The sequence below is a fragment of the Variovorax sp. 01N429 genome (assembly GCF_056399425.1).
Map to the genome: position 1 here is coordinate 156,799 of NZ_JBFTRG010000006.1, position 24,478 is coordinate 181,276.

20 protein-coding genes and 1 tRNA gene are annotated in these 24,478 nt (G+C 62.7%); 11 read left to right on the forward strand and 10 right to left on the reverse strand.

The window, feature by feature from the left end; genetic code table 11:
• Window positions 1-257: 257 nt before the first annotated feature.
• Genes AC1DSF_RS13045 through AC1DSF_RS13060 form a run of 4 tightly spaced genes read right to left on the reverse strand, consistent with a single transcriptional unit; the run spans window position 258 to window position 5,768 of the window.
• Window positions 258-1,871 carry an ABC transporter ATP-binding protein gene (locus AC1DSF_RS13045; protein ID WP_478123292.1) on the reverse strand — a complete coding sequence of 538 codons (1,614 nt, stop codon included), beginning with the start codon at window positions 1,869-1,871 and terminating at the stop codon, window positions 258-260.
• Complete coding sequence (locus tag AC1DSF_RS13050; RefSeq protein ID WP_478123293.1) at window positions 1,868-2,917, reverse strand: ABC transporter permease; 1,050 nt, start codon at window positions 2,915-2,917, stop codon at window positions 1,868-1,870. The genes AC1DSF_RS13045 and AC1DSF_RS13050 overlap by 4 nt, the downstream gene beginning before the upstream one ends.
• A complete protein-coding gene (locus AC1DSF_RS13055) occupies window positions 2,910-3,938 on the reverse strand; it encodes a microcin C ABC transporter permease YejB (protein WP_478123294.1) in 1,029 nt (342 codons plus the stop codon). The genes AC1DSF_RS13050 and AC1DSF_RS13055 overlap by 8 nt, the downstream gene beginning before the upstream one ends.
• A gap of 30 nt (window positions 3,939-3,968) precedes the next feature.
• Window positions 3,969-5,768: an extracellular solute-binding protein gene (locus AC1DSF_RS13060; protein ID WP_478123295.1), complete on the reverse strand. Its 1,800-nt coding sequence runs from the start codon at window positions 5,766-5,768 to the stop codon at window positions 3,969-3,971.
• A 37-nt stretch (window positions 5,769-5,805) separates the two neighbouring features.
• Here AC1DSF_RS13060 and fabI point away from each other — a divergent pair, with 37 nt between their 5' ends.
• The gene (gene fabI, locus AC1DSF_RS13065; protein ID WP_478123296.1) at window positions 5,806-6,594 is read left to right on the forward strand and encodes an enoyl-ACP reductase FabI; all 789 of its coding nucleotides are present in this window, start codon (window positions 5,806-5,808) and stop codon (window positions 6,592-6,594) included.
• Window positions 6,595-6,748: 154 nt separating this feature from the next.
• Window positions 6,749-7,582 (forward strand): DNA ligase, encoded by an 834-nt coding sequence (locus tag AC1DSF_RS13070; protein ID WP_478123960.1) that lies wholly within the window; start codon window positions 6,749-6,751, stop codon window positions 7,580-7,582.
• A gap of 33 nt (window positions 7,583-7,615) precedes the next feature.
• Here AC1DSF_RS13070 and AC1DSF_RS13075 read toward each other — a convergent pair whose 3' ends face one another.
• A complete protein-coding gene (locus AC1DSF_RS13075; RefSeq protein ID WP_478123297.1) occupies window positions 7,616-9,886 on the reverse strand; it encodes an Orn/Lys/Arg family decarboxylase in 2,271 nt (756 codons plus the stop codon).
• 108 nt (window positions 9,887-9,994) lie between these two features.
• Here AC1DSF_RS13075 and AC1DSF_RS13080 point away from each other — a divergent pair, with 108 nt between their 5' ends.
• The 3 genes from AC1DSF_RS13080 to AC1DSF_RS13090 all read left to right on the forward strand — a co-directional run bounded on the left by AC1DSF_RS13080 (window position 9,995) and on the right by AC1DSF_RS13090 (window position 11,541).
• Window positions 9,995-10,426 (forward strand): NfeD family protein, encoded by a 432-nt coding sequence (locus AC1DSF_RS13080; RefSeq protein ID WP_478123298.1) that lies wholly within the window; start codon window positions 9,995-9,997, stop codon window positions 10,424-10,426.
• Between the two features lie 32 nt (window positions 10,427-10,458).
• Complete coding sequence (locus AC1DSF_RS13085) at window positions 10,459-11,391, forward strand: SPFH domain-containing protein (RefSeq protein ID WP_478123299.1); 933 nt, start codon at window positions 10,459-10,461, stop codon at window positions 11,389-11,391.
• Window positions 11,392-11,450: 59 nt separating this feature from the next.
• Window positions 11,451-11,541: transfer RNA gene (locus AC1DSF_RS13090), tRNA-Ser, on the forward strand.
• A 169-nt stretch (window positions 11,542-11,710) separates the two neighbouring features.
• Here the strand turns inward: AC1DSF_RS13090 and AC1DSF_RS13095 are convergent.
• The 4 genes from AC1DSF_RS13095 to AC1DSF_RS13110 form a co-directional block, all read right to left on the reverse strand.
• Window positions 11,711-12,928 (reverse strand): branched-chain amino acid ABC transporter substrate-binding protein, encoded by a 1,218-nt coding sequence (locus AC1DSF_RS13095; RefSeq protein ID WP_478123300.1) that lies wholly within the window; start codon window positions 12,926-12,928, stop codon window positions 11,711-11,713.
• 121 nt (window positions 12,929-13,049) lie between these two features.
• Window positions 13,050-13,472 carry a hypothetical protein gene (locus tag AC1DSF_RS13100; protein ID WP_478123301.1) on the reverse strand — a complete coding sequence of 141 codons (423 nt, stop codon included), beginning with the start codon at window positions 13,470-13,472 and terminating at the stop codon, window positions 13,050-13,052.
• A complete protein-coding gene (locus tag AC1DSF_RS13105) occupies window positions 13,472-13,909 on the reverse strand; it encodes a DNA polymerase III subunit chi (protein WP_478123302.1) in 438 nt (145 codons plus the stop codon). Before AC1DSF_RS13105 ends, AC1DSF_RS13100 begins: the two co-directional genes overlap by 1 nt.
• Window positions 13,906-15,420, reverse strand: a complete 1,515-nt coding sequence (locus tag AC1DSF_RS13110) for a leucyl aminopeptidase (protein WP_478123303.1) — start codon at window positions 15,418-15,420, stop codon at window positions 13,906-13,908. The genes AC1DSF_RS13105 and AC1DSF_RS13110 overlap by 4 nt, the downstream gene beginning before the upstream one ends.
• 21 nt (window positions 15,421-15,441) lie before the next feature.
• Here AC1DSF_RS13110 and lptF point away from each other — a divergent pair, with 21 nt between their 5' ends.
• From lptF to AC1DSF_RS13140, 6 genes are all read left to right on the forward strand, one after another.
• On the forward strand, window positions 15,442-16,548 hold the full coding sequence (lptF, locus tag AC1DSF_RS13115; protein ID WP_478123304.1) for an LPS export ABC transporter permease LptF: 1,107 nt from the start codon (window positions 15,442-15,444) through the stop codon (window positions 16,546-16,548).
• Window positions 16,545-17,651, forward strand: a complete 1,107-nt coding sequence (lptG, locus tag AC1DSF_RS13120; RefSeq protein WP_478123305.1) for an LPS export ABC transporter permease LptG — start codon at window positions 16,545-16,547, stop codon at window positions 17,649-17,651. Before lptF ends, lptG begins: the two co-directional genes overlap by 4 nt.
• Window positions 17,652-17,664: 13 nt before the next feature.
• Window positions 17,665-18,036 carry a sirohydrochlorin chelatase gene (locus AC1DSF_RS13125; RefSeq protein WP_478123306.1) on the forward strand — a complete coding sequence of 124 codons (372 nt, stop codon included), beginning with the start codon at window positions 17,665-17,667 and terminating at the stop codon, window positions 18,034-18,036.
• Window positions 18,037-18,135: 99 nt separating this feature from the next.
• Window positions 18,136-19,077, forward strand: coding sequence for a CysB family HTH-type transcriptional regulator (locus AC1DSF_RS13130; RefSeq protein WP_478123307.1), 942 nt, complete (start codon window positions 18,136-18,138; stop codon window positions 19,075-19,077).
• Complete coding sequence (locus AC1DSF_RS13135) at window positions 19,074-20,246, forward strand: pyridoxal phosphate-dependent aminotransferase (RefSeq protein ID WP_478123308.1); 1,173 nt, start codon at window positions 19,074-19,076, stop codon at window positions 20,244-20,246. The genes AC1DSF_RS13130 and AC1DSF_RS13135 overlap by 4 nt, the downstream gene beginning before the upstream one ends.
• A 110-nt stretch (window positions 20,247-20,356) precedes the next feature.
• A complete protein-coding gene (locus AC1DSF_RS13140; RefSeq protein ID WP_478123309.1) occupies window positions 20,357-20,515 on the forward strand; it encodes a DUF3309 family protein in 159 nt (52 codons plus the stop codon).
• 59 nt (window positions 20,516-20,574) lie between these two features.
• On the opposite strand, the gene hrpA is transcribed toward AC1DSF_RS13140, so the two are convergent.
• A complete protein-coding gene (gene hrpA / locus AC1DSF_RS13145) occupies window positions 20,575-24,360 on the reverse strand; it encodes an ATP-dependent RNA helicase HrpA (protein ID WP_478123961.1) in 3,786 nt (1,261 codons plus the stop codon).
• Between the last annotated feature and the right edge of the window lie 118 nt (window positions 24,361-24,478).

The window sequence follows — 24,478 nt, forward strand, 5'->3', positions numbered from 1 at the left end:
CGATGCCGCCGCCCGCTTTTGCAGCACCAGGAAAAATGCTTCGACCAATAAAAAACGGGCGGTAAGTACCCGCCCGTTTGGTCGTGAGCCTCGAATTATATGCCAAACGCGTTACGAATTCATCGTTTTCCAAGGTCCAGGCAAGCGGATGCGGTACCAGTCTTATTGTCATCAGTCCGACACAGCCGCTACAGCTTCGCGGCGGCGTGAGGCCCGGCCCTTGCCGATACGCAACATTTCCTGCATCCATGACTCGCCTATTCAGCCAAGGCGGCGGCGACTAGTTTCTGGGTGTAAGGATGCTCCGGCGCGTCGAGCACGCGCTCGACCCGGCCGGATTCGAGAATCGCACCGTCTTTCATGACGATGACCTGGTGCGCCATCGCGCGGATCACCTCCACGTCATGTGTAATCAATAAGTAACTTAGGCCGCGCTCGCGCTGCAAGCGCTGCAGCAATCCCAGGACCTGCTTCTGGATGGTCACGTCGAGCGCGCTCGTCGGCTCGTCAAGTACCAGCAGACTGGGATCGACGATCAGTGCGCGAGCGATCGCGAGGCGTTGTCGTTGCCCGCCGGAGAATTCATGCGGGTAGCGGTCCAGAAGCGCGGGGAACTGCGCGTCGGTCAACCCGACGTCGGCCAGCGCCGCCAAGGCGCGCGTTCGCCGCTCCGTCGAACCGAGTTCGGGTGCATGAACGGTCAGGCCCTCGGCGACGATCTGTTCGACGGTCATGCGCGGCGAGAGCGACGAAAACGGGTCCTGGAAGACCACCTGCATGACGCGCCGCAGCGCACGGTTGCTGGCCCGTCCCGCGTCCCAGCGGTGGCCGGAGACGTCCAGTTCCCCCTGGTGCTTCAGCAAGCCGAGCGCAGCCAACGCCAGAGTGGATTTCCCCGAACCCGACTCGCCCACGACGCCCAGGGTCTCTCCAGGGCCGATGCTGAAGTCGGCGCCTTGAACGGCAATGAACTCGCCTTTGCGAAACCAGCCTCTCACTCCGGGCCTCGAGACCGGATAGCTCACGCGCAGCCCCTTCGCGGCCAGTACCGGCGCAGCGCCACCGGCGGGGGCAGGATCCACATCCCGTGTCGGCCGGCTGTCGATCAACTTGCGTGTGTAGGGATGCCGCGGCGCGCCGAAGACGGTCGACACGGCACCATGCTCGACGACGTGACCGTTTTCCATGACCGCCACGCGATCTGCGAACCGGTGCACCAAATTGAGGTCATGGGTGATGAGCAGCACGGCCATGCCGTACTTGCGCTGCAGGTCCGCCAGCAGTTCGAGGATCTGCGAGCGCACCGTCACGTCGAGCGCGGTGGTCGGCTCGTCCGCCAGCAGCAGGCGCGGCCTGCAAGCCAGCGCCATCGCGATCATCGCCCGCTGGCGCTGTCCGCCCGACAACTGATGCGGAAACGCCCTCGCCCGCCGCGCCGGTTCGGGAATGCCGGTGTCCGCCAGCAGTTGCACCGACGCTTCGTGCGCCGCCCTGGAAGACAGCGCCTGATGAAGTTCCAGCACTTCGGCGATCTGGTCGCCGACGGTGTAGAGCGCATTCAGAGCGGTCATCGGCTCCTGGAAGATCATCGCGATCTCCTTGCCCCGGATGCCGCGCAGCTTCGATTCAGGCAGTGACAACAAATCGCGGCGCGCACCCGTCGATTCGTCTCCAGCAAATTCGGCGACGCCGAAAACGTCCGCGTTCTGAACCAGTCGAAGCAGGCTCAGCGCGGTGACTGTCTTGCCTGACCCCGACTCGCCGACCAACGCCAGCTTTTCGCCCTGTGCGATGCTGAAGTCGATGCCGTGCACCACTTCCTTGTCGCCGAAGGCAACCCTGAGCCCCTGGACATTCAACAAGGGTGTCATCTGTCAGCCTTTCGCGGATCGAGCGCGTCGCGCAGCGCGTCGCCCATGAATGTCAGCAGCATCAGCGTGAGGACGAGCACGCCAAAGGTAGACAAGGAAATCCACCAGGCATCGATGTTCGCCTTGCCTTGGCTCAGGAGTTCGCCAAGCGAAGGCGTACCAGGCGGAACGCCCAGGCCGAGGAAGTCGAGCGAAGTCAACGCCAGGATCGCAGCGCTCATGCGAAACGGAAGAAACGTCACCACCGGCGTCATGCTGTTGGGCAGAATGTGCCGCCACATGATCTGCAGATTGCCCACGCCCAACGCTCGCGCGGCCCGCACGTAGTCCATTTGGCGATTGCGAAGGAACTCGGCGCGAACATAGTCGGAAAGCCCCATCCAGCCGAAGAGACTCAGCAGGATCAACAACAGCGCGACGCTCGGCGCAAACACGGCGCTGAAGATGATGAGCAAATAAAGCTCGGGCATTGAACCCCAGATCTCGATGAAACGCTGGAACGCGAGGTCGGTCTTGCCCGCGAAGTAGCCCTGCACCGCGCCGGCCGCCACGCCCAGCACGGTGCCGATGGCGGTGAGGGCCAGGCCGAACAGTACGCTTACCCGAAAGCCGTAGATCAGTTGTGCCAGCAGGTCGCGACCTCGATCGTCCGTGCCCAGCCAGTTGTCGCGGGTTGGCGCCGCCGGACTCGGAGACTTTGCGAAGTAGTTGAGCGTCTTGGGGCCGTACGGGTTCGGTGCGTAGATCGCCCAGTTGCCGCCTTGCGTGATGCGCTCGCGAATGAACGGATCGAGGTAGTCCGTCGGTGTCTCGAAGTCGCCGCCAAAGGTTTTTTCTGAATAGTCGCGCAAAACGGGAAAGTAGATCTTTCCCTCGTAGCGCATGACCAGCGGCCGGTCGGTCGACAGCACTTCGGCAAAGAGGCTCGTGACGACCATCACCACGAACAGCAGCAGGCTCCAATACCCCAGCCGATTGCGCTTGAAGCGCAGCCACGCGCGGCGTCCCGGGCTCAGCGACACGGGCTTGGCGGCGGCGCTAGTCAAACTTCACCCTCGGGTCGACCCATACGTAGCAGAGGTCTGAAATAAGCTTGGTCACCAAGCCGATCAGCGTAAAGAGATAAAGCGTGCCGAGCACGACCGGATAGTCGCGCCGGATCACGCTCTCGTAGCCCAGCAAGCCAAGCCCGTCGAGCGAAAAGAGCGTCTCGATGAGCAGCGAGCCCGTGAAAAACGCACCGATGAAAGCCGCCGGCAGGCCGGTGACGATCGGAATCAACGCGTTGCGAAATACGTGCTTCCAAAGCACCTGCCGTTCGCCCAGGCCCTTGGCGCGAGCCGTCAGCACGTATTGCTTGCGGATCTCCTCCAGGAAGGCGTTCTTGGTCAGCATGGAGGTCACCGCAAAGCTCCCCAGCACCATCGCTGTCACCGGCAAGGTGATGTGCCAGAGGTAATCGACGATGCGCGCACCCCAGCTGAGTTCGTCCCAGTTGGCCGAGGTCAGGCCGCGCAACGGAAACCATTGCAGTTGCCCACCAAAGATCACCAGCAGTGCCACGCCGAGGACAAAACCCGGAATCGCATAGCCGACGAGGATCAGCAAGGTGGTCACGAGGTCGAAGCGCGTGCCTGCGCGCACGGCCTTGGCGACGCCCAGCGGCACCGCAACCCCGTAGCTGATGAAGAAGGTCCAGAGCCCGAGACTGATCGAGACGGGGAGCTTCTCCAGGATCAGCGTCCACACATCCTTGTTCTGGAAGAAGCTTCGGCCCAGGTCGAAGCGGGCGAACTGCCCCAGCATCTGAAAGAGCCGCTCGTGCGCCGGTTTGTCGAAACCGTAGAGCGCCTTGATTTCCGCCAGCCGCTTCGGATCGACTCCCTGGTTGCCGCGATAGTTGGAGCCACCCGATTCGATGCCGCCGCGCGTGGCCGCCTTCGCTTCTGCGAGGTACTGCTCCACAGGACCGCCCGGCACGAACTGAATCACGAAAAAGGTCACCAGCAGCACGCCAAGCAAGGTGGGGATGAACAGCAACAGCCGCTTGAGGACATAGGAAAACATCGGGTCTTCGTTTCCTTTGCTGGCTCTGCCCTATTTGGCCCACCAGGTCGTCATGACCCAGTCTTCGGCCGATGCATAAGGCGGCATCGGCGATTTGTAGGCCAGGCGCCAGGCGTTGTAGGCGATCCGGTGCGACGTCAAGGTCCACTGCGGGATCAGGTAGTGGCTGTGCATGATGACCCGGTCGAGCGCCCGGCAGGCCGGAAGGAGCTCAGCCTTGCTCTCGGCGCGCACGATGTCGTTCACCAACGCATCGACCGCCGGACTGCTCACGCCCATGTAGTTGCCCGAACTCTCCGTCGTGGCCGCCTTGCTCCCGAAGATGTCCGCCAGTTGCTGGCCAGGATTGTTTGTGCCTGGAAAGTTGATGGTCGTGATGTCGAACTCGAACTTGTCCAGGCGCTGCTGGTAGAGCGCGAAATCAACCGAAGCGAACTTCAGCGTGATGCCCAGCTTCTCGAGATTGCGCATCCACGGTGACACGGTTCGGGCACCGCCCTCCTTGCTGTCGAGATATTCGAGTTGCATCGGCTCGCCTCGGGCATTGCGCAGCGCGCCATCGCGATATTCCCAGCCAGCCTGCTTCAGGAGATCACTGGCCTTGCGCAAGTTGTCTCGCAGCGAGTGCCCTGGGCCCTCGGTGGTCGGCGGCTCGTACATCGGTCCGAACACCTCGTCGGGAATCTTTCCGCGCCAAGGCTCCAGCAGCCTGAGCTCTTGCTCGGATGGCGTGCCTTCGGCCGCGCAATCGGTATTGCCGAACAGGTCCCTCACGCGCGGATAGCCGCCGTAGAACATCTGCCGATTCATCCACTCGTAGTCGAGCGCGAGGCCGAGCGCTTGCCGCACGCGCCGATCCTGCAGCAACGGACGCCTGCTGTTGAGCACGAAGCTCTGGAAGCCCGACGGCAGCCGATGGGCGAATTCGCGCTTGACCAGTTCCCCGGTATTGAACCGCTTTCCCGTCACGCGGCGCGCCCAGTCGCCCGCCGAATAGAAGCTCATCATGTCGAACTCGCCGGCCTTGAATGCTTCCAGGCGCGCCGTGTTGTCCTGGTAAATCTTGATCGTGATGCGGTCGAAGTTGTTCGTGCCGCGCCGAACGGCAAGGTCGCGCGCCCAGTAATTCGGATCGCGCACGTAGGTGATGTCCTTGCCGAAACGCACAGGGCCGATCTTGTAAGGGCCGCTGCCGATCGGGATGTCCATCACCACCTGGTCGAAAGGCTTGGCTTTGCCGTTCTCCATGCCCCATCGGCGGCTGAAGACGGGCAAGCCGCCGACAGTCAGCGGAAGTTCGCGGTTCGGCTTCTTGAACTTGAAGCGAATGGTCCGCGCGTCGATCACCTCGGCGCCTTCGACATCTTCGAGCAGAGTCTTGTAGCCGGGCGACACATACGGACCGATCAATGTGTCGTAGCTGTGCTTGACGTCCGCGGCCTCGACGGGCGTGCCATCGTGAAAGCGCGCCTCAGGGCGAAGCTTGAAGGTCGCGCTGAGCCGATCGGGCGAGACCACCACATCCTCGGCCAGGAGTCCGTAGCCCGATGCCGTCTCGTCCATCGACCCGGCCAGCAGCGAATCGAACATCAGGTTGGCCAAGTACGCGGGCGGGGCCCCCTTGATGGTGAAAGGGTTGTACTTGTCGAAGGTCGAATAGCGCTGATTGCTGACCAGGCGCAACTCGCCACGCTTGGGCGCATCGACGTTGACGTAGTCGAAAGCCTTGAAGCCGGCCGGGTACTTCAGGTCGTCCCACATGGCGTAACCATGCGCCGCCCAAGCGGGAACCGCACACACCAGCAAGCAACAGAACCAAAGAACCCGCATGCGAGAATTCTGCCCAAGATTTTCACGAGGTCGATCCATGGGCTTTCTTTCCGGCAAAAAACTTCTGATCACCGGCGTGCTGAGCAACCGCTCCATCGCCTATGGCATCGCCAAAGCTTGCCACCAGCAAGGGGCCGAACTGGCTTTCAGCTATGTGGGCGAGCGATTCAAGGACCGTATTGCCGAGTTCGCCGCGGACTTCGATTCAAAGCTGGTTTTCGACTGCGATGTCGGAAACGACGCGCAGATCGATAAGCTCTTTGCCGATCTTTCTCAGACCTGGCCCAAGTTCGACGGTTTCGTGCACAGCATCGGCTTTGCGCCGCGCGAGGCCATCGCCGGCGATTTCCTCGAAGGGCTTTCGCGCGAGGCATTCAAGATCGCGCACGACATCAGCGCCTACAGCTTCCCGGCAATGGCCAAGGCGGCCCTGCCCTACCTCAACGACAAATCGGCGCTGCTGACACTGACCTACCTCGGCTCGATCCGCGCGCTGCCCAACTACAACACCATGGGCCTTGCGAAGGCTTCGCTCGAGGCCTCGGTGCGTTATCTGGCTGAATCGCTCGGCCCCAAGGGGATGCGCGTCAACGGCATCAGCGCCGGTCCGATCAAGACGCTGGCTGCCAGCGGCATCAAGGACTTCGGCAAGCTCCTCTCTGCAATCTCGAAGGTCGCGCCGATGCGGCGCAACGTCACCATCGAAGAAGTCGGCAACGTCGCAGCCTTCCTGCTGAGCGATCTTGCAAGCGGGGTCACCGCGGAGATCACCTATGTGGACGGCGGTTTCAGCAACGTCGTCGGGGGCATCTCAGAATCCGTCTGAAGCGGCACATAGCCGCATTTAATAATCCCGGCATACCAAAAATGTCAGGGAGTTGATCGTGAGTTTTTCTTTTTGCAAACGCCGCAAGAGCGGCACCGGCGGAGCCACGTCCGTGCCGCTTTCCCGCCGAACGTTGTTGCTGGCGGCTGCCGGAATGGCCATTGGCCTTTCGAGGCAAGGCGAAGCCCTCGCACAGGGCGCCCCGAAGGCGCCCCCGCCTCTCATCATGGCCGAGGTCTACCGCCGCGGCATGTCACTCAACGATTACTGGGTCAGCGAAAAATACGATGGCGTGCGCGCCTACTGGGACGGCCATCAACTGAAAACACGCAGTGGCGAACCTATCGCCGCACCCGCCTGGTTCGTGGAGGCATTGCCTACGATGCCGCTGGACGGTGAACTGTGGGCCGGCCGAGGCCATTTCTCCCGCGCAGTGTCGACGGTGCGCAGCCAGACGCCGTCCGATGCAGCATGGCGGGAGATTCACTTCATGGTGTTCGATCTTCCTGCCGAGCCGGGTGATTTCACGGCGCGGCTCGCGCGCTTGCGCAAGTTGTTTCCCATCACCACCGTCCCCTGGGTGGTCGCCGTGCCGCAACAGCGTGCAACGACCGCCGACGAACTCGACGCTCTGCTCGACAAGACCATCAGGATGGGCGGCGAAGGGCTGATGCTCCATCGGGGCTCATCGCTTTATCGAGCCGATCGCAGCACCGACCTTCTCAAGGTCAAGGCCTACGACGATGCAGAAGCACGCGTCGTCGCCCACATCGGCGGACGTGGCAAGCATGCGAAGCGGATGGGCGCGCTGCTGGTCGAAACGCCGGACGGCAAGCGCTTCAAGCTAGGCGGTGGCTTCAGCGATGCGGAGCGCGAGAAGCCGCCAGCCATCGGCACCTGGGTGACCTATCGCTACAACGGCAAGACCTCCTCCGGCTTGCCGAGATTCGCGCGTTTCGTACGCGAACGCGACGACGCCGACTTCTGAAGCGGTCGAACCCAGAACGGCGGCGCCCCGGGGCTATGCCCCTCGCACGCAATCGGCGTAGTAGCGCTTCTTGCCCGAGTCGTCGATCCGCGCAACCAGTCCGTGGATGTCGGTCTCGAAGCCCGGGCATTGCGTATTGAATTCGCGCGCGAACTTCAGGTAATCGACGATCTTCTTGTTGAAGACTTCACCCGGAATCAGCAGCGGAATGCCCGGCGGATAGGGCGTGATCAGGCTCGTCGTGATGCGCCCTTCGAGCTCGTCAATCTCGACCCGCTCCGTCTTGCGATGGGCAATGTGCGCGAAGGCGTCGCTCGGCTTCATCGCGGGCGTCAGGTCGCTGAGGTACATCTCCGTGGTCAGCCGCGCCACGTCGAAGCGCGCATAGAGCTGATGGATGTGTTGGCACAAGTCTCTGAGCCCAAGGCGCTCGTATCCAGGCTGCTGCTGGCAGAACTCCGGCATGATCCTCCACATCGGCTGATTGCGCGCGTAGTCGTCCTTGAACTGCTGCAGCGCCGTGAGCAGCGTGTTCCAGCGGCCCTTGGTGATGCCGATGGTGAACATGATGAAGAAGCTGTAGAGGCCGGTCTTCTCGACGATCACACCGTGCTCCGCGAGGAACTTGGTGACCACGGCGGCTGGAATGCCGGTCGGCGCGAACTTGCCGTTCAGGTCGAGGCCCGGCGTCACGATGGTCGACTTGATCGGATCGAGCATGTTGAAGCCGTCGGCCAGCTTGCCGAAGCCGTGCCACTTGGCCGTGCGCGATTCGCCTTTGATGATCCAGTCGTCGGCGCGCCCGATGCCCTCGTCGACCAGCTTCTCAGGGCCCCAGACCTTGAACCACCACTCGTCCTTGCCGAATTCGTCCTCGACTTTGCGCATCGCACGACGGAAGTCCAGTGCTTCGAGGATGCTCTCCTCCACCAGCGCGGTGCCGCCGGGCGGCTCCATCATGGCGGCCGCGACGTCGCAACTGGCGATGATCGCGTACTGCGGGCTGGTCGACGAATGCATCAGGTACGCCTCGTTGAACAGATCGCGGTCCAGTGCGCGGTTCTGCGAATCCTGGACCAGCACATGGCTCGCCTGGCTGATGCCCGCCAGCAGCTTGTGTGTCGATTGGGTCGCAAACACCAGCGAATCCTTGGGGCGCACGCGGCGCTTGCCCATGGCGTGATAGGCGCCGTAGAACGGGTGGAACGCGGCATGCGGCAACCACGCTTCATCGAAGTGCAGCGTATCGACGTAGCCGTCGAGCATGCCCTTGATGGTTTCGGTGTTGTAGATCACGCCGTCATAGGTCGACTGCGTCAGCGTCATCACGCGCGGCTTGACCGTGTCGGCGTTCACGTGCGCCAGCAGCGGATTGGCGCGGATCTTTTCCTTGATGGCCGCCGGTTCAAATTCGCTCTTGGGAATCGGACCAATGATGCCGAAGTGATTGCGCGTCGGTTTCATGAACACGGGGATTGCGCCCGTCATGATGATCGCGTGCAGGATCGACTTGTGGCAGTTGCGGTCGACCACCACGACGTCGTCCGGTGCCACCGTGTGGTGCCACACCATCTTGTTGCTCGTGCTGGTGCCATTGGTGACAAAGAAGCAGTGGTCGGCGTTGAAGATCCGCGCCGCGTTGCGCTCGCTCGCCGCGACGGGACCCGTGTGGTCGAGCAACTGGCCGAGTTCCTCGACCGCATTGCACACGTCCGCGCGCAGCATGTTCTCGCCGAAGAACTGATGGAACATCTGTCCCACCGGGCTCTTCAGGAACGCCACGCCACCCGAGTGGCCCGGACAGTGCCATGAGTAGGAGCCGTCTTCCGCATAATCGATCAGCGCCTTGAAGAAAGGCGGCTGCACGCCTTCAAGGTAGCTCTTCGCCTCGCGGATGATGTGGCGGGCGACGAACTCCGGCGTGTCCTCGAACATGTGGATGAACCCATGGAGCTCACGCAGGATGTCGTTCGGAATGTGCCTCGAGGTCTTTGTTTCGCCGTAGATGTAGATCGGCACGTCGGCATTCTTGCGCCGCACTTCGCCGATGAAATTGCGCAGGTTGAGCACGGCTGGGTCCAGATCGGGGCCGACGGTGAATTCCTCGTCATCGATCGAGAGGATGAACGCGCTGGCGCGGCTTTGTTGCTGGGCGAATTGGCTCAGATCGCCATAGCTCGTGACCCCCAGCACTTCGAAGCCTTCGTTCTCGAAGGCGTGCGCCAGCGCGCGGATGCCGAGCCCCGAGGTGTTCTCGGAGCGGAAGTCCTCGTCGATGATGACGATCGGAAAGCGAAATTTCATGAACAGGCTCCGGACGGGCAAATAGGCGCGAAGTGTACGGAATTCAGATGAAGCTGAGTTCCAGCTTTGACACAATCCCCTGCACCTAAAACAAAGAGAGGAAACGTCATGGCGAGTTCCACCATTTGGTGGCTGATTGCAGGTGCGGCCATCGTCCTCGAGTTGCTTTCCGGGACCGGCACGCTCTACCTCCTGCTGATGGGAGTCGGCTTCGCCGCCGCGGCGATCTCGGCGCACGCAGGCGCCGGATTCGACACGCAACTGATCGTCGCAGCGGTGGTCAGCGTCTCATCCGTGATCGCATGGCACGCGATCCGCCGCAAACGCCCGCCGGAGCCGCCCACCGGCGCCAACCCCAACGTCAACCTCGACGTCGGCGAGCACGTCCACGTCGATGCCTGGAACGACGACGGCACCGCCACCGTCCGCTACCGCGGCGCGCAATGGACCGTGATCGCCCGGCCCGGCAGCGTGCCATCGGCCGGCGAGCACAAGGTCACGCAGGTGATCGGCAGCCGCCTCGTCGTCGAAAAAGTCTGAATCGAATCTACAAAGAGCAAAGAGAGAGTTCAATGGAATACGCAGCCGTCCCCCTCGTCATCCTGGTCATCGCGATCATCGTCATCACCCAATCGGTCAAGTTCGTGCCGCAACAGAACGCCTGGGTGCGCGAGCGCCTCGGCAAGTACCACGGGACCATGACGCCCGGCCCCAATTTTCTGATTCCTTTCATCGACCGCGTCGCCTACAAGCACAGCCTGAAGGAAATCCCCCTCGACGTGCCGAGCCAAGTCTGCATTACGCGCGACAACACGCAGCTGCAAGTCGACGGCATCCTCTATTTCCAGGTGACGGATCCGATGCGCGCAAGCTACGGCTCGTCCAACTACATCATGGCCGTGACGCAGCTTGCACAGACTTCACTGCGCAGCGTCATCGGCAAGCTCGAACTCGACAAGACCTTCGAGGAGCGCGACATCATCAACTCGCAGATCGTCTCGGCCATTGACGAAGCGGCCCTCAATTGGGGGGTGAAGGTGCTGCGCTACGAAATCAAGGACCTCACGCCGCCCAACGAGATCCTTCACGCGATGCAGCGCCAGATCACGGCAGAGCGCGAAAAGCGCGCACTGATTGCCGCTTCCGAAGGCCGGCGCCAGGAGCAGATCAACATCGCGACCGGCGAGCGCGAGGCTTTCATCGCGCGCTCCGAAGGCGAAAAGCAGGCGCAGATCAACAACGCGCAGGGTCAGGCGGCAGCCATCACTGCCGTAGCCGAGGCGACAGCCGGCGCGATCGAGCGGGTGGCGGCGGCGATTCGCCAGCCCGGCGGCGAACAGGCCGTCCAACTCAAGGTTGCCGAGCGCGCGGTCGACGCCTATGGCAAGGTCGCGGCGGACGCAACGACGACGTTGATCGTGCCCAGCAACATGAACGAAACGGCCGCGCTCATTGCCTCCGCGATGCGGATGATGCAAGCGGGCAAAGCGCAGGGCGGCAGCTGACATCAAATGGCGCGTGACGCCCGAAACGGCGCCTGCGCACTGCTACAATCGCGGGCTTCGGAGCGGTGGATGAGCGGTTTAAGTCGCACGCCTGGAAAGCGTGTGAGGGTTAATAGCCCTCCGCGGGTTCGAATCCCGCCTGCTCCGCCAAAAAATCGCTTCCGGCAGTCTCCACCTGCCACTTGGAATCGTCCTGAAAGCCCCGCTTGTCGGGGCTTTTTTGCGGGCACTCTCCACATTCCCCACTGCACTCGGTAATGCATGCAGCCACAAAAAAAGGGCCCGAAGGCCCTTTCTTTCCGACGTGGCGTGTGAGCCCTTAGCTCGCTCCGCGCACCACGGCGATCTGGGTACGGGCACCATTCTTGTAGGTGTACAGCGTCAGCGCACCGTTCTTGATGTCGCCCTTTTCGTCGAACGCGATCGGGCCGGTCAGGCCCTTGTATTCGACCTTGCTGACTTCAGGCAGGTACTTCTCCGGATCGGCGGAGCCGGCCTTTTCCATCGCGGCGGCCAGCACGTTCACGGCGTCGTAGACGTACGGTGCATAGATCTGCACTTCGACGCCGTTCTTTTCCTTGAACTTGGTCTTCCAGGCTTCGAGCGGTGCCTTGAAATCACCTTCGACGCCACCAGCCTCGGCACACACGACCATGTCTTCGCCGATTGCGTCGCCGGCCAACTTGGCGAGTTCTGCGGTGCACAGGCCATCGCCACCCATGAACTTCACGGTCATGCCGAGCTGCTTGACTTGCTTGAGCATCGGGCCGCCCACGGCGTCCATGCCGCCGAAGAACAGCACGTCGGGGTTGGCGCCCTTCAGCTTGGTCAGGATGGCGTTGAAGTCGGTCGACTTGTCGGTGGTGAATTCGTGGCCGACGATCGTGCCGCCGGCGGCCTTTGCGGCCTTCTCGAATTCTTCAGCGACACCTTGGCCGTAGGCAGTGCGGTCGTCGATCACGGCAATGTTCTTGCCCTTGAGCGTTTCGACTGCGTACTTGCCCAGCGTGCCGCCGAGTTGCGTGTCGTCAGCCACCACGCGGAAGGTGGTCTTGAAGCCTTGACGCGTGTACTTGGGGTTGGTCGCCGACGGCGAGATCTGGGGAATGCCAGCGTCGCTGTAGAGCTTGGAGGCGGGGATGGTCGTGCCGGAATTCAGGTGGCCGACAACGCCGTTGACCTTGCTGTCGACCAGCTTCTGGGCCACTGCGGTGCCTTGCTTCGGATCGGCTGCATCGTCTTCGGCGAGCAGTTCGAACTTGGCAACTTTGTCGCCGATCTTCACACCCTTGGCGTTCAGGTCTTCGATGGCCATGCGCGCGCCCATTTCGTTGTCCTTGCCCAAGTGCGCAATGGCGCCGCTGGTCGGCGCGACATGGCCGATCTTCACGACAAGCGCGTCAGCCGGAGGTGCTGCCGGGGCAGGTGCTGCTGCAGTCGGCGCAGGCGTGGCGGCCGGCGCGGCAGCTTCTTCCTTCTTGCCACAGGCCACAAGCGCGATGGCAGCCAGAGCGACCGCGGTCCATTTCATTTGCATGGGAACCTCCAGAACTTAATAAATAGAGTTGAAAACCGGTCTTTGGATCCGGGCGCTTTAACTCAGCAAGTATCGCGCCGCGAAGCTCGGCGCCCGTGCGCTTTTCGACCTGGCGCGCAGTTTAGCCCAAGGAATGAGGCCCGAATGTTGGCGTAGACCCGGGGTTTTCCGAAAGCTCGCGCGACAGCGATTCGCTCACCAGCGCGCGCAATACCGCCTCGATTTCCTTGCGCAGACCGGGGATCATGGTGTCGAGATGGTGCTGAACGGCAGCTGACACGACATCGCTCAATCGCTCCTCCATCTGCAGGTCCACGCGCTGCAGCACGCGATGCAGCAACTGCTCTTCGAGCCGGAAAGCGTGGGCCTCGGAGAGCCTCGCTTCGGGACCCAGGGCAACGGCTTGCGAAGCCTCTGCCGATGCGGGCGCCTCGGCTTGCGCAGGCGCCGCTGTTTCAATGGGAGGCTCGGGCTGCGAAGGTTCCTCGACCACCGTCGTCAAGGTTGGCACGAATCGCGGCGGCGTGCGCTGGGTGGATGCCATCAGTTGGCGCTCCCCGCATAGGGAAAGGTGCGGATCGCATAGCCGCGATCCTTGTAGTGCCGCCAGCGGGCGCGCCCTGCCTGCTTGTCGGATTCGTCGCTGCCAACGATGTCGATCAACCGCTCGAACCGCTCGAACCGCACCGGCAAGTCAGCGCCCAGGTTCACGAGAATGGGCCGGTCCGGCAGCGACTCCGACCCGCTTTCGGCCAGCACGACCGGCGACCGCGTGACCTTATGCGCTTCATCGTCACAACGGCAGTGGGCGATGAATTCGCTTGGCTGCAGTGTCCACAGCGACTGGTCGATCGCGTCCAGCGTCTGCGAATCAGCCATGACCACCAGGCGCGCGCCATGGGCGCTGACAGCCTTCCGCAGCAGGCGGCAGGCGTAGCTCACCTTGTCCGGCATGTTGTAGTGGCCGTCGATTTCCGTCACTTCTTTGCCCGATCCTTCGAGGCGGTCTTCGAGGCATTCTTCGTGGGCTTTCGCGGTGCCGCCTCGGCGTTTTCTCGGCTCCGAGTCATCAGGTAGTTCAACAGCAGGCCGACTGGTCGACCACTCGCGCCCTTGGCCGCCCCACCCTTCCATGCGGTGCCGGCAATGTCGAGATGAGCCCACGGGAAGTCGGTGGTGAATCGCTGGAGGAACTTGGCGGCGGTGATTGCACCGCCCGCTCGACCGGCAATGTTGGCCACGTCGGCAAAGTTGCTCTTGAGTCCTTCTGCGTAATCCTCGTCGAGCGGCATGCGCCAGCAGCGGTCCAGCGATGCCTCGCCAGCGGCGCTGAGCGCCGTCGCCAACGCGTCGTCGCTCGAGAACAAGCCGCTGCGCACGCCGCCCAAGGCGATCACGCAGGCGCCCGTGAGGGTGGCGATATCGATCACCGCTGCCGGCTCGAAACGCTTGGCGTAATTCAGGGCGTCGCACAGGATCAACCGGCCTTCAGCGTCCGTGTTGAGCACTTCAATGGTCTGGCCGGCCATGCTGGTCACGACGTCGCCAGGTTTGACCGCGCGGCCGTCGTTCATGTTCTCGCATGAAGGAATAAGACCGACGACGTTGATCGCCGGCTGCAGATCGCCCAGTGCACGGAACACGCCCAACACGCTCGCGGCCCCGCACATGTCGAACTTCATTTCGTCCATTTCGGCAGCCGGCTTGAGCGAGACGCCGCCCGTGTCGAAGGTGATGCCCTTGCCGACCAGCACCACCGGCGCCTGCTGCCTGGGCGCTCCGTTGTAGCGCAGGACGATGAAGCGCAGCGGCTCCGCAGAGCCCTGGGCGACCGCCGAGAATGCGCCCATCCCGAGCTTCTCGACTTCCTTGGGACCCAGCACTTCGCACTTCACGTTCGGCAGCTTGGCGAGCTCTTGCGCGGCACCGGCCAGCATGGTTGGCGTGCAGTAGTTGGCCGGCCGATTGGCCCATTCCTTGGCCAGCTCGATTCCCACAACGGCAGCGGCAGCCTCATCGAAGCTCTGGCGCAGTGGCGCAGCGTCGCTCACGCCGAAGGTCAATTGGCGGATCGTGCGTGGCTCGGCCTTGGACTTCGTCGTGCCATAGACATAGCTGGCGTCCGCTGCCGCAATGACGGCGCTGGCGAGCGCGGCCGCGTCGATGGCTTGCGCTGCAACGATGGACACCCGCTTCGGGTTGGACCCCTTGGCCGCACCGATCGCCGCGCTCACCGCGGTGCGAACCGATGCCGGCTTGCCGTCGCCGATCGAGACCAGCAGCACGCGGGGAGCGGAAACCGCCTCGGGCCGATAGAGCGCGAGCAGCTTGCCCGCCTTGTCGGGCAGATCGCCTGCCTTCCGGGCGCTGGCGATCAGCGTGGAGAGTGCGTCCTTGGAGGTGCCGATTGCGGAAGCCACGAGGACGACGAGAACGTCGGTTTTGTCGGTGACTGCCTGAGCGATGGAGAGGGTCTTGAGTTGAAAGTCCATAATCCTTTTTTTCCCTCGACGATGTTATTCCATTCCTCTCTACGCAAGGAGCTGTCGCGCAGCTTCGGTGCCACCCTCGTGGTGCTGGTCACCATCGTGATGACCATGATGCTGATCCGCACGCTCGGATTGGCCGCCAAAGGCAGCGTGAATCCCTCCGAGGTCTTCCTCGTGATGACCTATACGGTGCTCGGCTACATGCCCACCATCCTGAGTCTCTGCCTTTTCATCTCGATCGTCGGCACGCTGTCACGTATGTATCGCGACAGCGAAATGGTGATCTGGTTTTCGAGCGGCCGCGGGCTGGCGGACTTTCTACGTCCGCTCTTCGGCTTTGCATGGCCGATCCTCTTGCTGGTTGCGCTGTTCGCGCTGGTCGGCTGGCCGTGGGCCAATTCACAGACCGAGGGCATGCGCCAGCGCTACGAGAGCCGCAGCGACATCGAGCGCGTGGCGCCCGGCGAATTCCGCGAGTCCGCGGGTCGGCTGCGCGTGTTCTTCATCGACAAGGACGCGCCTGACAGCGCCACGGCGAACAACGTCTTCATTTCTTCCATCGAGCGCAACCTGCACATCATCACGTCAGCACGCCATGGACACATCGAAGATATCGACGGCAAGCGCTTTCTGCTGCTGAGCAACGGTCAACGCCTCGAACGCCCGCTCACGCCGACCGAGGGCATCAAGATCAGCGAGTTCGAAACCTATGGCGCCAAGGTCGGCGGCAGTGGCAGCGACTCGTCGGACGCTTCGCCCGTGCGCACTCGCACGACACTGACGCTGCTGCGCGATCCGACCCTCGTCAACCGTGGCGAACTGGCCTGGCGCGTCGGCATGCTGTTTGGCGCTGCGAATTTCGTGATTCTTGCGCTGGCACTCTCCAGCGTGAACCCGAGAGTCGGCCGCAGCGGCAACTACCTGTTCGCGCTGTTCGCCTTCGTCCTTTACTACAACATGCTCAACCTGGGGCAGAACTGGGTCAGTTCAGGCAAGTACGGCATGGGAGGCTTCATGCTCGCGCTCCATGGCGGGGCGCTGGTGATCGGCCTTCTGTGGCTTGCGAAACGTCATTTCAATTGGGGCTTCACGGCAAGCCGCGCCCGACCCGCAACGACCCCCAACGCGTGAAAACAATCCGTCGCCTGATCTATGTCGAGGTGATGAAGTCCGTGGGCTTTGTGGCCCTGGGCTTCCTCAGCCTGTTCTTCTTCTTCGATTTTGTCGATGAGCTGCAGTCCATCGGAAAACCTGAATCGCTAGGCTATGGGGCAGGCCAGGCCCTCGCGTACGTCGCGATGCTCATCCCCAGCCACCTGTATGAATTGCTGCCGATCGCTGTGCTGATCGGCACCATCTTCGTCATGGCCAGGCTTGCGCAGAGCTCGGAATTCACCATCCTGCGGACCAGCGGTCTCGGCCCATGGCGCGCGTTGCGGACGCTGCTTTTGCTGGGGCTGGGTTTCGTGATCCTGACATTCGCGATCGGGGACTATGTCGCACCCTTCACCGACCGGACAGCCCAGTTGCTCAAGGCGCGCTTCCAGAACGCCTACTCGCTCGTAGGCAACACCGGCGCATGGCTCAAGGAGCGGCAAGGCGACGCCTCGTTTGCGGTCAACGTCGCCACGATGGAGCGCAACGGCACGCTCAAGGACCCGCGCATCTTCGAGTTCGACGGCAAGGGATTCATCACGTCGCAGGTGTCCGCGGCCTCTGCCCGCGCCGAAGATGGACACTGGACGCTCGTCGACGTGGAGCGACAGGAATACCAGACGCGCAGCGCCGACCAGGCTCACATCATCACCACGAAGATCCCGATGGTCGAATGGAAGACTTCGCTCACGCCTGAGATGGTGTCGGTCGCCCTGCTCCGGCCGGAGCGCATGCGCACGCTCGACCTGTTCGACTACATCCGCCATCTCGATGCAAACGGGCAGACGGCACAGCGCTATGAAATCGAGTTCTGGCGCAAGGTGTTCTATCCGCTGTCGTGCCTGGTGATGATCGTGCTGGCCCTGCCGTTTGCCTATCTGCACTTCCGCCAGGCCGGGATCGCGACGTATGTGTTCGTCGGCGTGATGATCGGCATCAGCTTCTTCTTGCTGAACAACGTCTTCGGGTACTTGGGCAACCTCGGGAACTGGCTGCCCTGGATGACGGCAGCCGCACCCGGGCTGATCTATTCAGTGATGTCGCTCGCCGCCTTCACGTGGCTGGTGTTGAGACGCTAGCGGCGCTGCGGCAATGATCGAGTCAGGCCGCGCCGTCATTCTCTTCGCGCACGGTTCGCGCGATGAGCGCTGGCGGGCGCCGATCGAGGCTGTGGCTCGGCGCGTCGCGGCGCTTGACCCGTCGGTCGGCGTGGCATGCGCCTACCTCGAACTGGTCGCCCCTGACCTGCTGACCGCCACTGCGGCGCTCGTGGGCGACGGAGCCCGATCCATTCGGGTGGTCCCGCTTTTCCTCGGAATGGGCAAGCACGTGCGGGAAGACCTGCCCCGCTTGCTGGAGGGAATGCGCATGCGGCACCCGCAGGTCACCTTCACACTCGCCGGCGCGGTGGGCGAGGAGCCGGACGTGATCGAACTGCTCGCGCACAAGGCATTGGATTGCTGATGTCCGAATCCTGATTTCGGGCTGATTTCGAGCTGATTCCCGGCCGATTTTTATAGATTGCGAAGGCATAATAAATTCCTAAATAAGACGGAATTCGTTATGAATCTTCACCAGTTCAAGTTTGTTCAAGAGGCGGTGCGGCGCAACCTCAATCTGACGGAAGCCGCCAAAGCGCTGCATACCTCGCAGCCCGGCGTGTCCAAAGCCATCATCGAACTCGAAGAAGAATTGGGCGTTGAGATCTTTGCACGGCACGGCAAGCGCCTGAAGCGCGTCACCGAACCAGGGCAGCATGTTCTCGCCAGCATCGAGCTGATCATGCGCGAGGTTGGCAACCTCAAGCGCATCGGCGAACAGTTCAGCGCCCAAGACAGCGGCACGCTGTCGATCGCGACCACCCATACGCAGGCGCGCTATGTACTGCCCGTGCCGGTCGCCAAGCTCCGCGAGGCCTACCCCAAGGTAAACGTCAGTCTGCATCAAGGCTCGCCCGATCAGGTGGCGCGCATGGTGATCGACGAGATCGCCGAGATCGGAATCGCAACGGAGTCGCTCTCCGACTACACCGACCTGGTGACGATGCCCTGCTATGAATGGCAGCACGTACTGGTGCTGCCCAAGGGGCATCCGTTGGCCGACAGGGAACGCATTTCGCTGGAGGACCTGGCGACCGAACCGATCATCACCTATCACCCTTCCTTCACCGGCCGCACGCGCATCGACCATGCCTTCGCCCAGAAGAAGCTGACGCCCCGAATCGCACTCGAAGCCATCGACTCGGACGTGATCAAGACCTACGTGCGGCTCGGCCTCGGCGTTGGAATCGTCGCCGAGATGGCGGTGCGCGATGATTCCAACGCGGACCTCGTCGTGCGGCCCATGGGCCACATCTTTGGCACCAACATCGCGCGCGTGGCGTTCAAGCGCAGCGCCTATCTGCGCAACTTCGTCTTCAAATTCGCCGAGCTGCTTTCAGACCGGCTCGATCGCAACCTGATCGCCAAGGCCTTGAGCGGTCATCATCAAGACTACGAACTGTGAGCACCCGTACCGTGACTGCCCGTACACCCCAAGTCGAGACCAAGCTGCCCGCCGTCGGCACGACCATCTTCACCGTCATGTCGGCACTCGCGTCCGAGAAGAACGCGGTGAATCTTGGGCAGGGCTTTCCGGACTTCGGCTGCGATCCGAAGCTGCTCCAGGCCGTCACGGATGCAATGGGCGCGGGCCACAACCAGTACCCGCCGATGCCCGGCATCCCGGCGTTGCGCGAGGCGATCGCGTCGAAGATTGCGGCCTTGTATGGCCACAACTACAACGCGCAGACCGAGATCACGATCACGGCGGGCGCGACGCAGGCGATCATCACGGCAATCCTCGCCGTCGTGCGGCCGGGCGATGAAGTCATCGTGCTGGAGCCCTGCTATGACAGCTACGTGCCCAACATCGAACTTGCAGGCGGCACCGTGGTGCGCGTGCCGCTCACGCCGGGGACCTTCCGCCCCGACTTCGACAAGATCGCCGCCGCCATTTCGCCGCGCACTCGCGCCATCATCGTCAACACGCCGCACAACCCGAGTGCAACCGTGTGGACCGAAGAGGAAATGCGCCGCCTCGAAGAACTGCTCGCACCGACCGATGTCCTATTGATCAGCGACGAGGTGTACGAGCACATGGTCTACACCGGTGCGCGCCATGAAAGCGCGGCGCGCTTTCCGGACCTTGCCGCGCGGACCTTCATCGTGAGCAGCTTCGGCAAGACCTATCACGTCACAGGCTGGAAAGTCGGCTATGTCGCGGCGCCGGCGTCGCTGACGGCTGAGTTCCGCAAGGTGCATCAGTTCAACGTGTTCACCGTGAACACGCCGATGCAACACGCGCTCGCCAGCTACATGGCCGACCCTGCGCCGTACCTTGAACTCCCCGCCTTCTATCAGCGCAAGCGCGACCTGTTCGCCGCGGGGCTGGCAAAGACGCGCTTCAAGCTGCTGCCGAGCGCCGGCACGTACTTCCAGTGTGTCGACATCAGCGCGGTGAGCGACCTGAACGAATCGGATTTCTGCCTTTGGCTGACCAGCGAAATCGGCGTCGCGGCAATCCCTCTGTCGGCCTTCTACGGCGATGCGTTCGACCAGCGCGTGGTGCGCTTCTGTTTCGCCAAGAAGGACGAAACGCTCCACAGCGCCCTGGATCGACTGGCGCGGCTCTGACAGGAACGGTAGGAGAGTCCTGACCGCCGGAGGGGGCGCCTTCCGGCGATGAGATCGCACTCCTTCGATGACCATGGTCTCCTACAAACATTTCGCCCTAGGAGAAGTCCATGTCCCTGTCACTCATTCTGCTGATCATCCTGATCCTGCTGCTCATTGGCGCACTGCCGAGCTGGGGGTACAGCCGCAGTTGGGGTTACGGGCCTAGCGGCGGCCTCGGGCTGGTGGTTCTGGTGGTCATCGTGCTGCTCCTCATGGGGCGGATATAGCAACAAAGACACGCTCACTGGCGTGACCGAACAAAGCCCGCCTCTCGGCGGGCTTTTTTTCAGCTTTCGAGTTGCGCCCAGAGCTTGTCGAGCCGCTTCACGCTCACGGGTTGTGGTGTGCGCAGTTCCTGCGCGAAGAAGCTCACGCGCAGTTCTTCAAGCAGCCAGCGGAATTCGCCCATTCGCTCGTCTACCGCGCCTTTACGGTCGGCGAAAAGACGCCAATAGCGTTGCTCCTGAGGCCGCAATTCGGCCAGGCGCTGCGCGTCGCGCGCCGGGTCGCCGCGCAGCTTGTCCAGCCGCAGCGTGATGGCCTTGAGATAGCGCGCGAAATGCTGCAGTCGCGGCCAGGGCGTATCGACGATGAAGCGCTTGCCGACCAGCCTCTGCAATTGCTGCGCGGCATCGGCAGTCGCTGCGGGCTGACTCTTCGTGTCCTTGATCTTGCGGACCGCGACCGCGTATTCGGTCAGGATGACGCCAGCCAGCCGAGCGACTTCATTCGCAATCAGCGTCAGTCGCCCTCGCCCCTCTTCCACACGTCGCTTGAAGCTGGCTTCATCGGTTGGCAAGGGGTCCTGCAGGAATGCGCGGTCCAGCGCCACGTCGATGATCTGCGCGCGCAGCTCTTCGGACGTTCCCAGCGACATGAACGCGACCGCCATCTTCTGCAGGTCGGGGATGTTCTTCTCGAGGTACTTGAGCGCATCCTTAATCTGCAATGCAAAGAGGCGGCGCAGTCCGCTCCGGTGCTTGGCGGCTGCAATGGCAGGTTCGTCGAAGACCTCGATCATCACCGCGTCGCCATCATCGACCAGCGCCGGGAAGCCGATCAGCGATTGCGAACCTCGCCGCACCTCCATCAATTCGGGCAGCTCGCCGAAAGTCCAGGCGGCATAGCGCTGGCCGGCTGGCAGTGCGGGCGCTGCCGGGGGCGCTTCGATCTTGCGTGAATCGTTCGTTCGGCCTTCGTTCGGCGCCCGTTCATCAGCCGCTGGTGCAACCTTGACGTTGAGCCCAGCCAGCGCCTGGAAGGCACCTCGGGCCTGGGTGCCCCACTCTGCTTTCAGGGCGCCCAGATTGCGGCCCATGCCAAGCTGGCGCCCATGTTCGTCCACCACGCGCAGGTTCATGAACAGATGCGGCGGCAGCATGTCCAGCTTGAAGTCGGCCCGCTTCACGTCGAGGCTGGTCTGGTCGCGCACGCGCTTGAGCAGGACGTCCGTCAGCGATCCATGGCCGAAGATCTCGGGCGCGGAGAGTTCTTCGGCCAGACGCGCAGCCGATTCGGGCAGCGGCACCAATCGGGCGCGCGGCTTCTGGGGCAGGCTCTTGAGCAGCGCCTGGATCTTGTCCTTCAGCATGCCGGTCACCAGCCATTCGCAACGCTCTTCGCTCACCTGGTTCAACACGAACAGCGGCACCGTGACGGTGAGCCCATCCCGGGTGTCGCCCGGCTCGTGCAGATAGGTCGCGGCACAGTCCACACCGCCGAGCCGCAAAGTCGGCGGAAACGACTGCGTGGTGATGCCTGCCGCCTGGTGCCGCATCAACTCATCGCGCGTCAGGTGCAGCAGTCGCGGTTGGGCCTTCGACTGCGCTCGATACCAGTTCTCGAAGGTCATGCCGCTCGACACATCAGGCGGCACCTGCGCGTCGTAGAACGCAAAGATCAGTTCGTCGTCGACAAGCACGTCTTGCCGCCGCGACTTGTGCTCCAGCCCTTCGACTTCTCGAACCAGCTTTCGATTGGCCGCAAGAAAGGGCAGCTTGCTTTCCCATTGCCCACCTACCAGCGCCTCGCGAATGAAGATCTCGCGCGCGGCGACAGGGTCGACCTTGCTGAAATCGACACGCCGGCCGCTGTAAACCACCAGGCCATACAACGTGGCACGTTCCAACGCCGCAACCTGCGCGCCCTTCTTTTCCCAATGCGGATCGAGCAGTTGCTTCTTGAGCAGATGGCCGGCCACTTGTTCGAGCCACTGCGGCTCGATGTTTGCGATGCCGCGCCCGAAGAGGCGCGTGGTCTCGACGAGCTCGGCGCAGACGATCCACCGACCGGGCTTCTTCTTCAGATGCGCACCGGGATGCCGGTAGAACTTGATGCCCCGCGCGCCCAGATAAGCCTCGTCATCCTCGAGCTTCCAGCCGACGTTTCCGAGCAGCCCAGAGAGCATTGAGAGGTGCAGCCCTTCATAGCCAGCAGGCTGTGCGTTGATGCGCCATTTGTGCTCCGTCACCACCGTGAGCAACTGCGAATGGATGTCGCGCCATTCGCGCACACGACGCACGTTGATGAAGTTCTGGCGCAGCAGTTGCTCGTACTGCCGGTTGCTCAATTTGTGCGTGTCGCCGTGGCCGCCTCGCGCGTCGTGGATCCACTTCCACAGCCGCAGGTAGCCGCTGAACTCGCTCTTCTCGTCGTCGAACTTGGCATGGGCCTGGTCGGCCTGCTGCTGGGCATCCATGGGACGATCGCGAACGTCCTGCACCGACAACGCACTCGCAATGACCAGCACTTCTTCGAGCGCACCGCGCGCACGCGCCTCCAGGATCATTCGCCCGACTCGCGGGTCGAGCGGCAGCTTGGAAAGCTCGGCACCCGTGGCCGTCAGTTCGTTGGCATCATCGACGGCACCCAATTCATTGAGCAACTGGTAGCCGTCCGCGATCGCCCGCCGCTGCGGCGCTTCGAGAAACGGAAAGCGCTCGACGTCGCCCAGATGCAGCGACTTCATGCGCAGGATCACGCCGGCCAGCGACGAGCGCAGGATTTCCGGATCGGTGAAGCGTGGCCGTCCCTCGAAGTCCTTTTCGTCGTACAGCCGAATGCAGATGCCGTTCGCCACCCGCCCACAGCGCCCCGCGCGCTGGTTTGCCGCGGCTTGGCTGATCGGCTCGACCAGCAGTTGTTCGACCTTGCTGCGGAAGCTGTAGCGCTTGACGCGCGCGGTGCCCGTGTCGATCACATAGCGAATGCCCGGCACCGTCAGCGAGGTTTCGGCGACGTTCGTCGCCAGCACGATGCGACGACCGGTATGGCCATCGAAGATCCGGTCCTGCTCCGCCTGAGAAAGTCGGGCGAACAGCGGCAGGACCTCGGCGTTGCGCAGCACCGGCTGGTGGCTCAGGTGCTTGCGAAGATGGTCGGCCGCCTCCCGGATTTCCCGTTCGCCAGGCAGAAAGACCAGGATATCGCCCGCATTGTGCGGGTCACGCCACAGCTCATCCACGCCGTCGGCGATAGCATCGTTGAGGTCGTAGTCACGCGATTCCTCGAAGGGCCGATAGCGCTGCTCCACCGGAAAAGTGCGCCCGGAGACCATGATGGTCGGTGCGGGCCCCTTCACTGATGAGAAATGCTGCGCAAAACGGTCCGCATCGATGGTGGCCGAAGTCACGATGACCTTGAGGTCCGGACGGCGCGGCAGGATCTCGCGCAAGTAGCCCAACAGGAAGTCGATGTTGAGCGAACGCTCATGCGCCTCGTCGATGATGAGCGTGTCGTAGGCTTTCAGCAGCGGGTCGGTCTGCGTTTCGGCCAGCAGGATGCCGTCCGTCATCAGCTTGACTGAAGCATCGCGCGACAGGCGGTCCTGAAACCGCACCTTGAAGCCGACCACATCGCCGAGCGGCGTCTTCAACTCTTCCGCAATGCGCTTGGCGACGGACGAGGCGGCGATCCGGCGCGGCTGCGTATGGCCGATCAGCCGGCCCTTGCCGGGCGGGGCGTTGAGCTTGCCCCGACCGAGCGCCAGCGCGATCTTGGGCAATTGCGTGGTTTTGCCCGAACCGGTCTCGCCGCAGACGATCACGACCTGGTGCGCCTCGATGGCGGCCATGATTTCGTCGCGCCGGGCCGACACCGGCAGGGATTCAGGGAACTCGATTCGAAGAGGAGACGAAGACAAGGCGAGCAGTTCGGGGAAAATCGACGATTATCTTGCGCCCCGCCTTTTC

Excerpts from the sequence above, each read along its gene's own strand:
- AC1DSF_RS13125 (WP_478123306.1), top strand. The coding sequence starts at position 17,665 with ATGATCGAGTCAGGCCGCGCCGTCATTCTCTTCGCGCACGGTTCGCGC.
- AC1DSF_RS13095 (WP_478123300.1), bottom strand. The coding sequence starts at position 12,928 with ATGCAAATGAAATGGACCGCGGTCGCTCTGGCTGCCATCGCGCTTGTG.
- AC1DSF_RS13055 (WP_478123294.1), bottom strand. The coding sequence starts at position 3,938 with ATGTTTTCCTATGTCCTCAAGCGGCTGTTGCTGTTCATCCCCACCTTG.
- hrpA (WP_478123961.1), bottom strand. The coding sequence starts at position 24,360 with ATGGCCGCCATCGAGGCGCACCAGGTCGTGATCGTCTGCGGCGAGACC.
- AC1DSF_RS13110 (WP_478123303.1), bottom strand. The coding sequence starts at position 15,420 with ATGGACTTTCAACTCAAGACCCTCTCCATCGCTCAGGCAGTCACCGAC.
- fabI (WP_478123296.1), top strand. The coding sequence starts at position 5,806 with ATGGGCTTTCTTTCCGGCAAAAAACTTCTGATCACCGGCGTGCTGAGC.
- lptF (WP_478123304.1), top strand. The coding sequence starts at position 15,442 with ATGTTATTCCATTCCTCTCTACGCAAGGAGCTGTCGCGCAGCTTCGGT.
- AC1DSF_RS13085 (WP_478123299.1), top strand. The coding sequence starts at position 10,459 with ATGGAATACGCAGCCGTCCCCCTCGTCATCCTGGTCATCGCGATCATC.
- AC1DSF_RS13100 (WP_478123301.1), bottom strand. The coding sequence starts at position 13,472 with ATGGCATCCACCCAGCGCACGCCGCCGCGATTCGTGCCAACCTTGACG.
- AC1DSF_RS13130 (WP_478123307.1), top strand. The coding sequence starts at position 18,136 with ATGAATCTTCACCAGTTCAAGTTTGTTCAAGAGGCGGTGCGGCGCAAC.
- AC1DSF_RS13080 (WP_478123298.1), top strand. The coding sequence starts at position 9,995 with ATGGCGAGTTCCACCATTTGGTGGCTGATTGCAGGTGCGGCCATCGTC.
- AC1DSF_RS13075 (WP_478123297.1), bottom strand. The coding sequence starts at position 9,886 with ATGAAATTTCGCTTTCCGATCGTCATCATCGACGAGGACTTCCGCTCC.
- AC1DSF_RS13070 (WP_478123960.1), top strand. The coding sequence starts at position 6,749 with ATGGCCATTGGCCTTTCGAGGCAAGGCGAAGCCCTCGCACAGGGCGCC.
- AC1DSF_RS13045 (WP_478123292.1), bottom strand. The coding sequence starts at position 1,871 with ATGACACCCTTGTTGAATGTCCAGGGGCTCAGGGTTGCCTTCGGCGAC.
- AC1DSF_RS13140 (WP_478123309.1), top strand. The coding sequence starts at position 20,357 with ATGTCCCTGTCACTCATTCTGCTGATCATCCTGATCCTGCTGCTCATT.
- AC1DSF_RS13060 (WP_478123295.1), bottom strand. The coding sequence starts at position 5,768 with ATGCGGGTTCTTTGGTTCTGTTGCTTGCTGGTGTGTGCGGTTCCCGCT.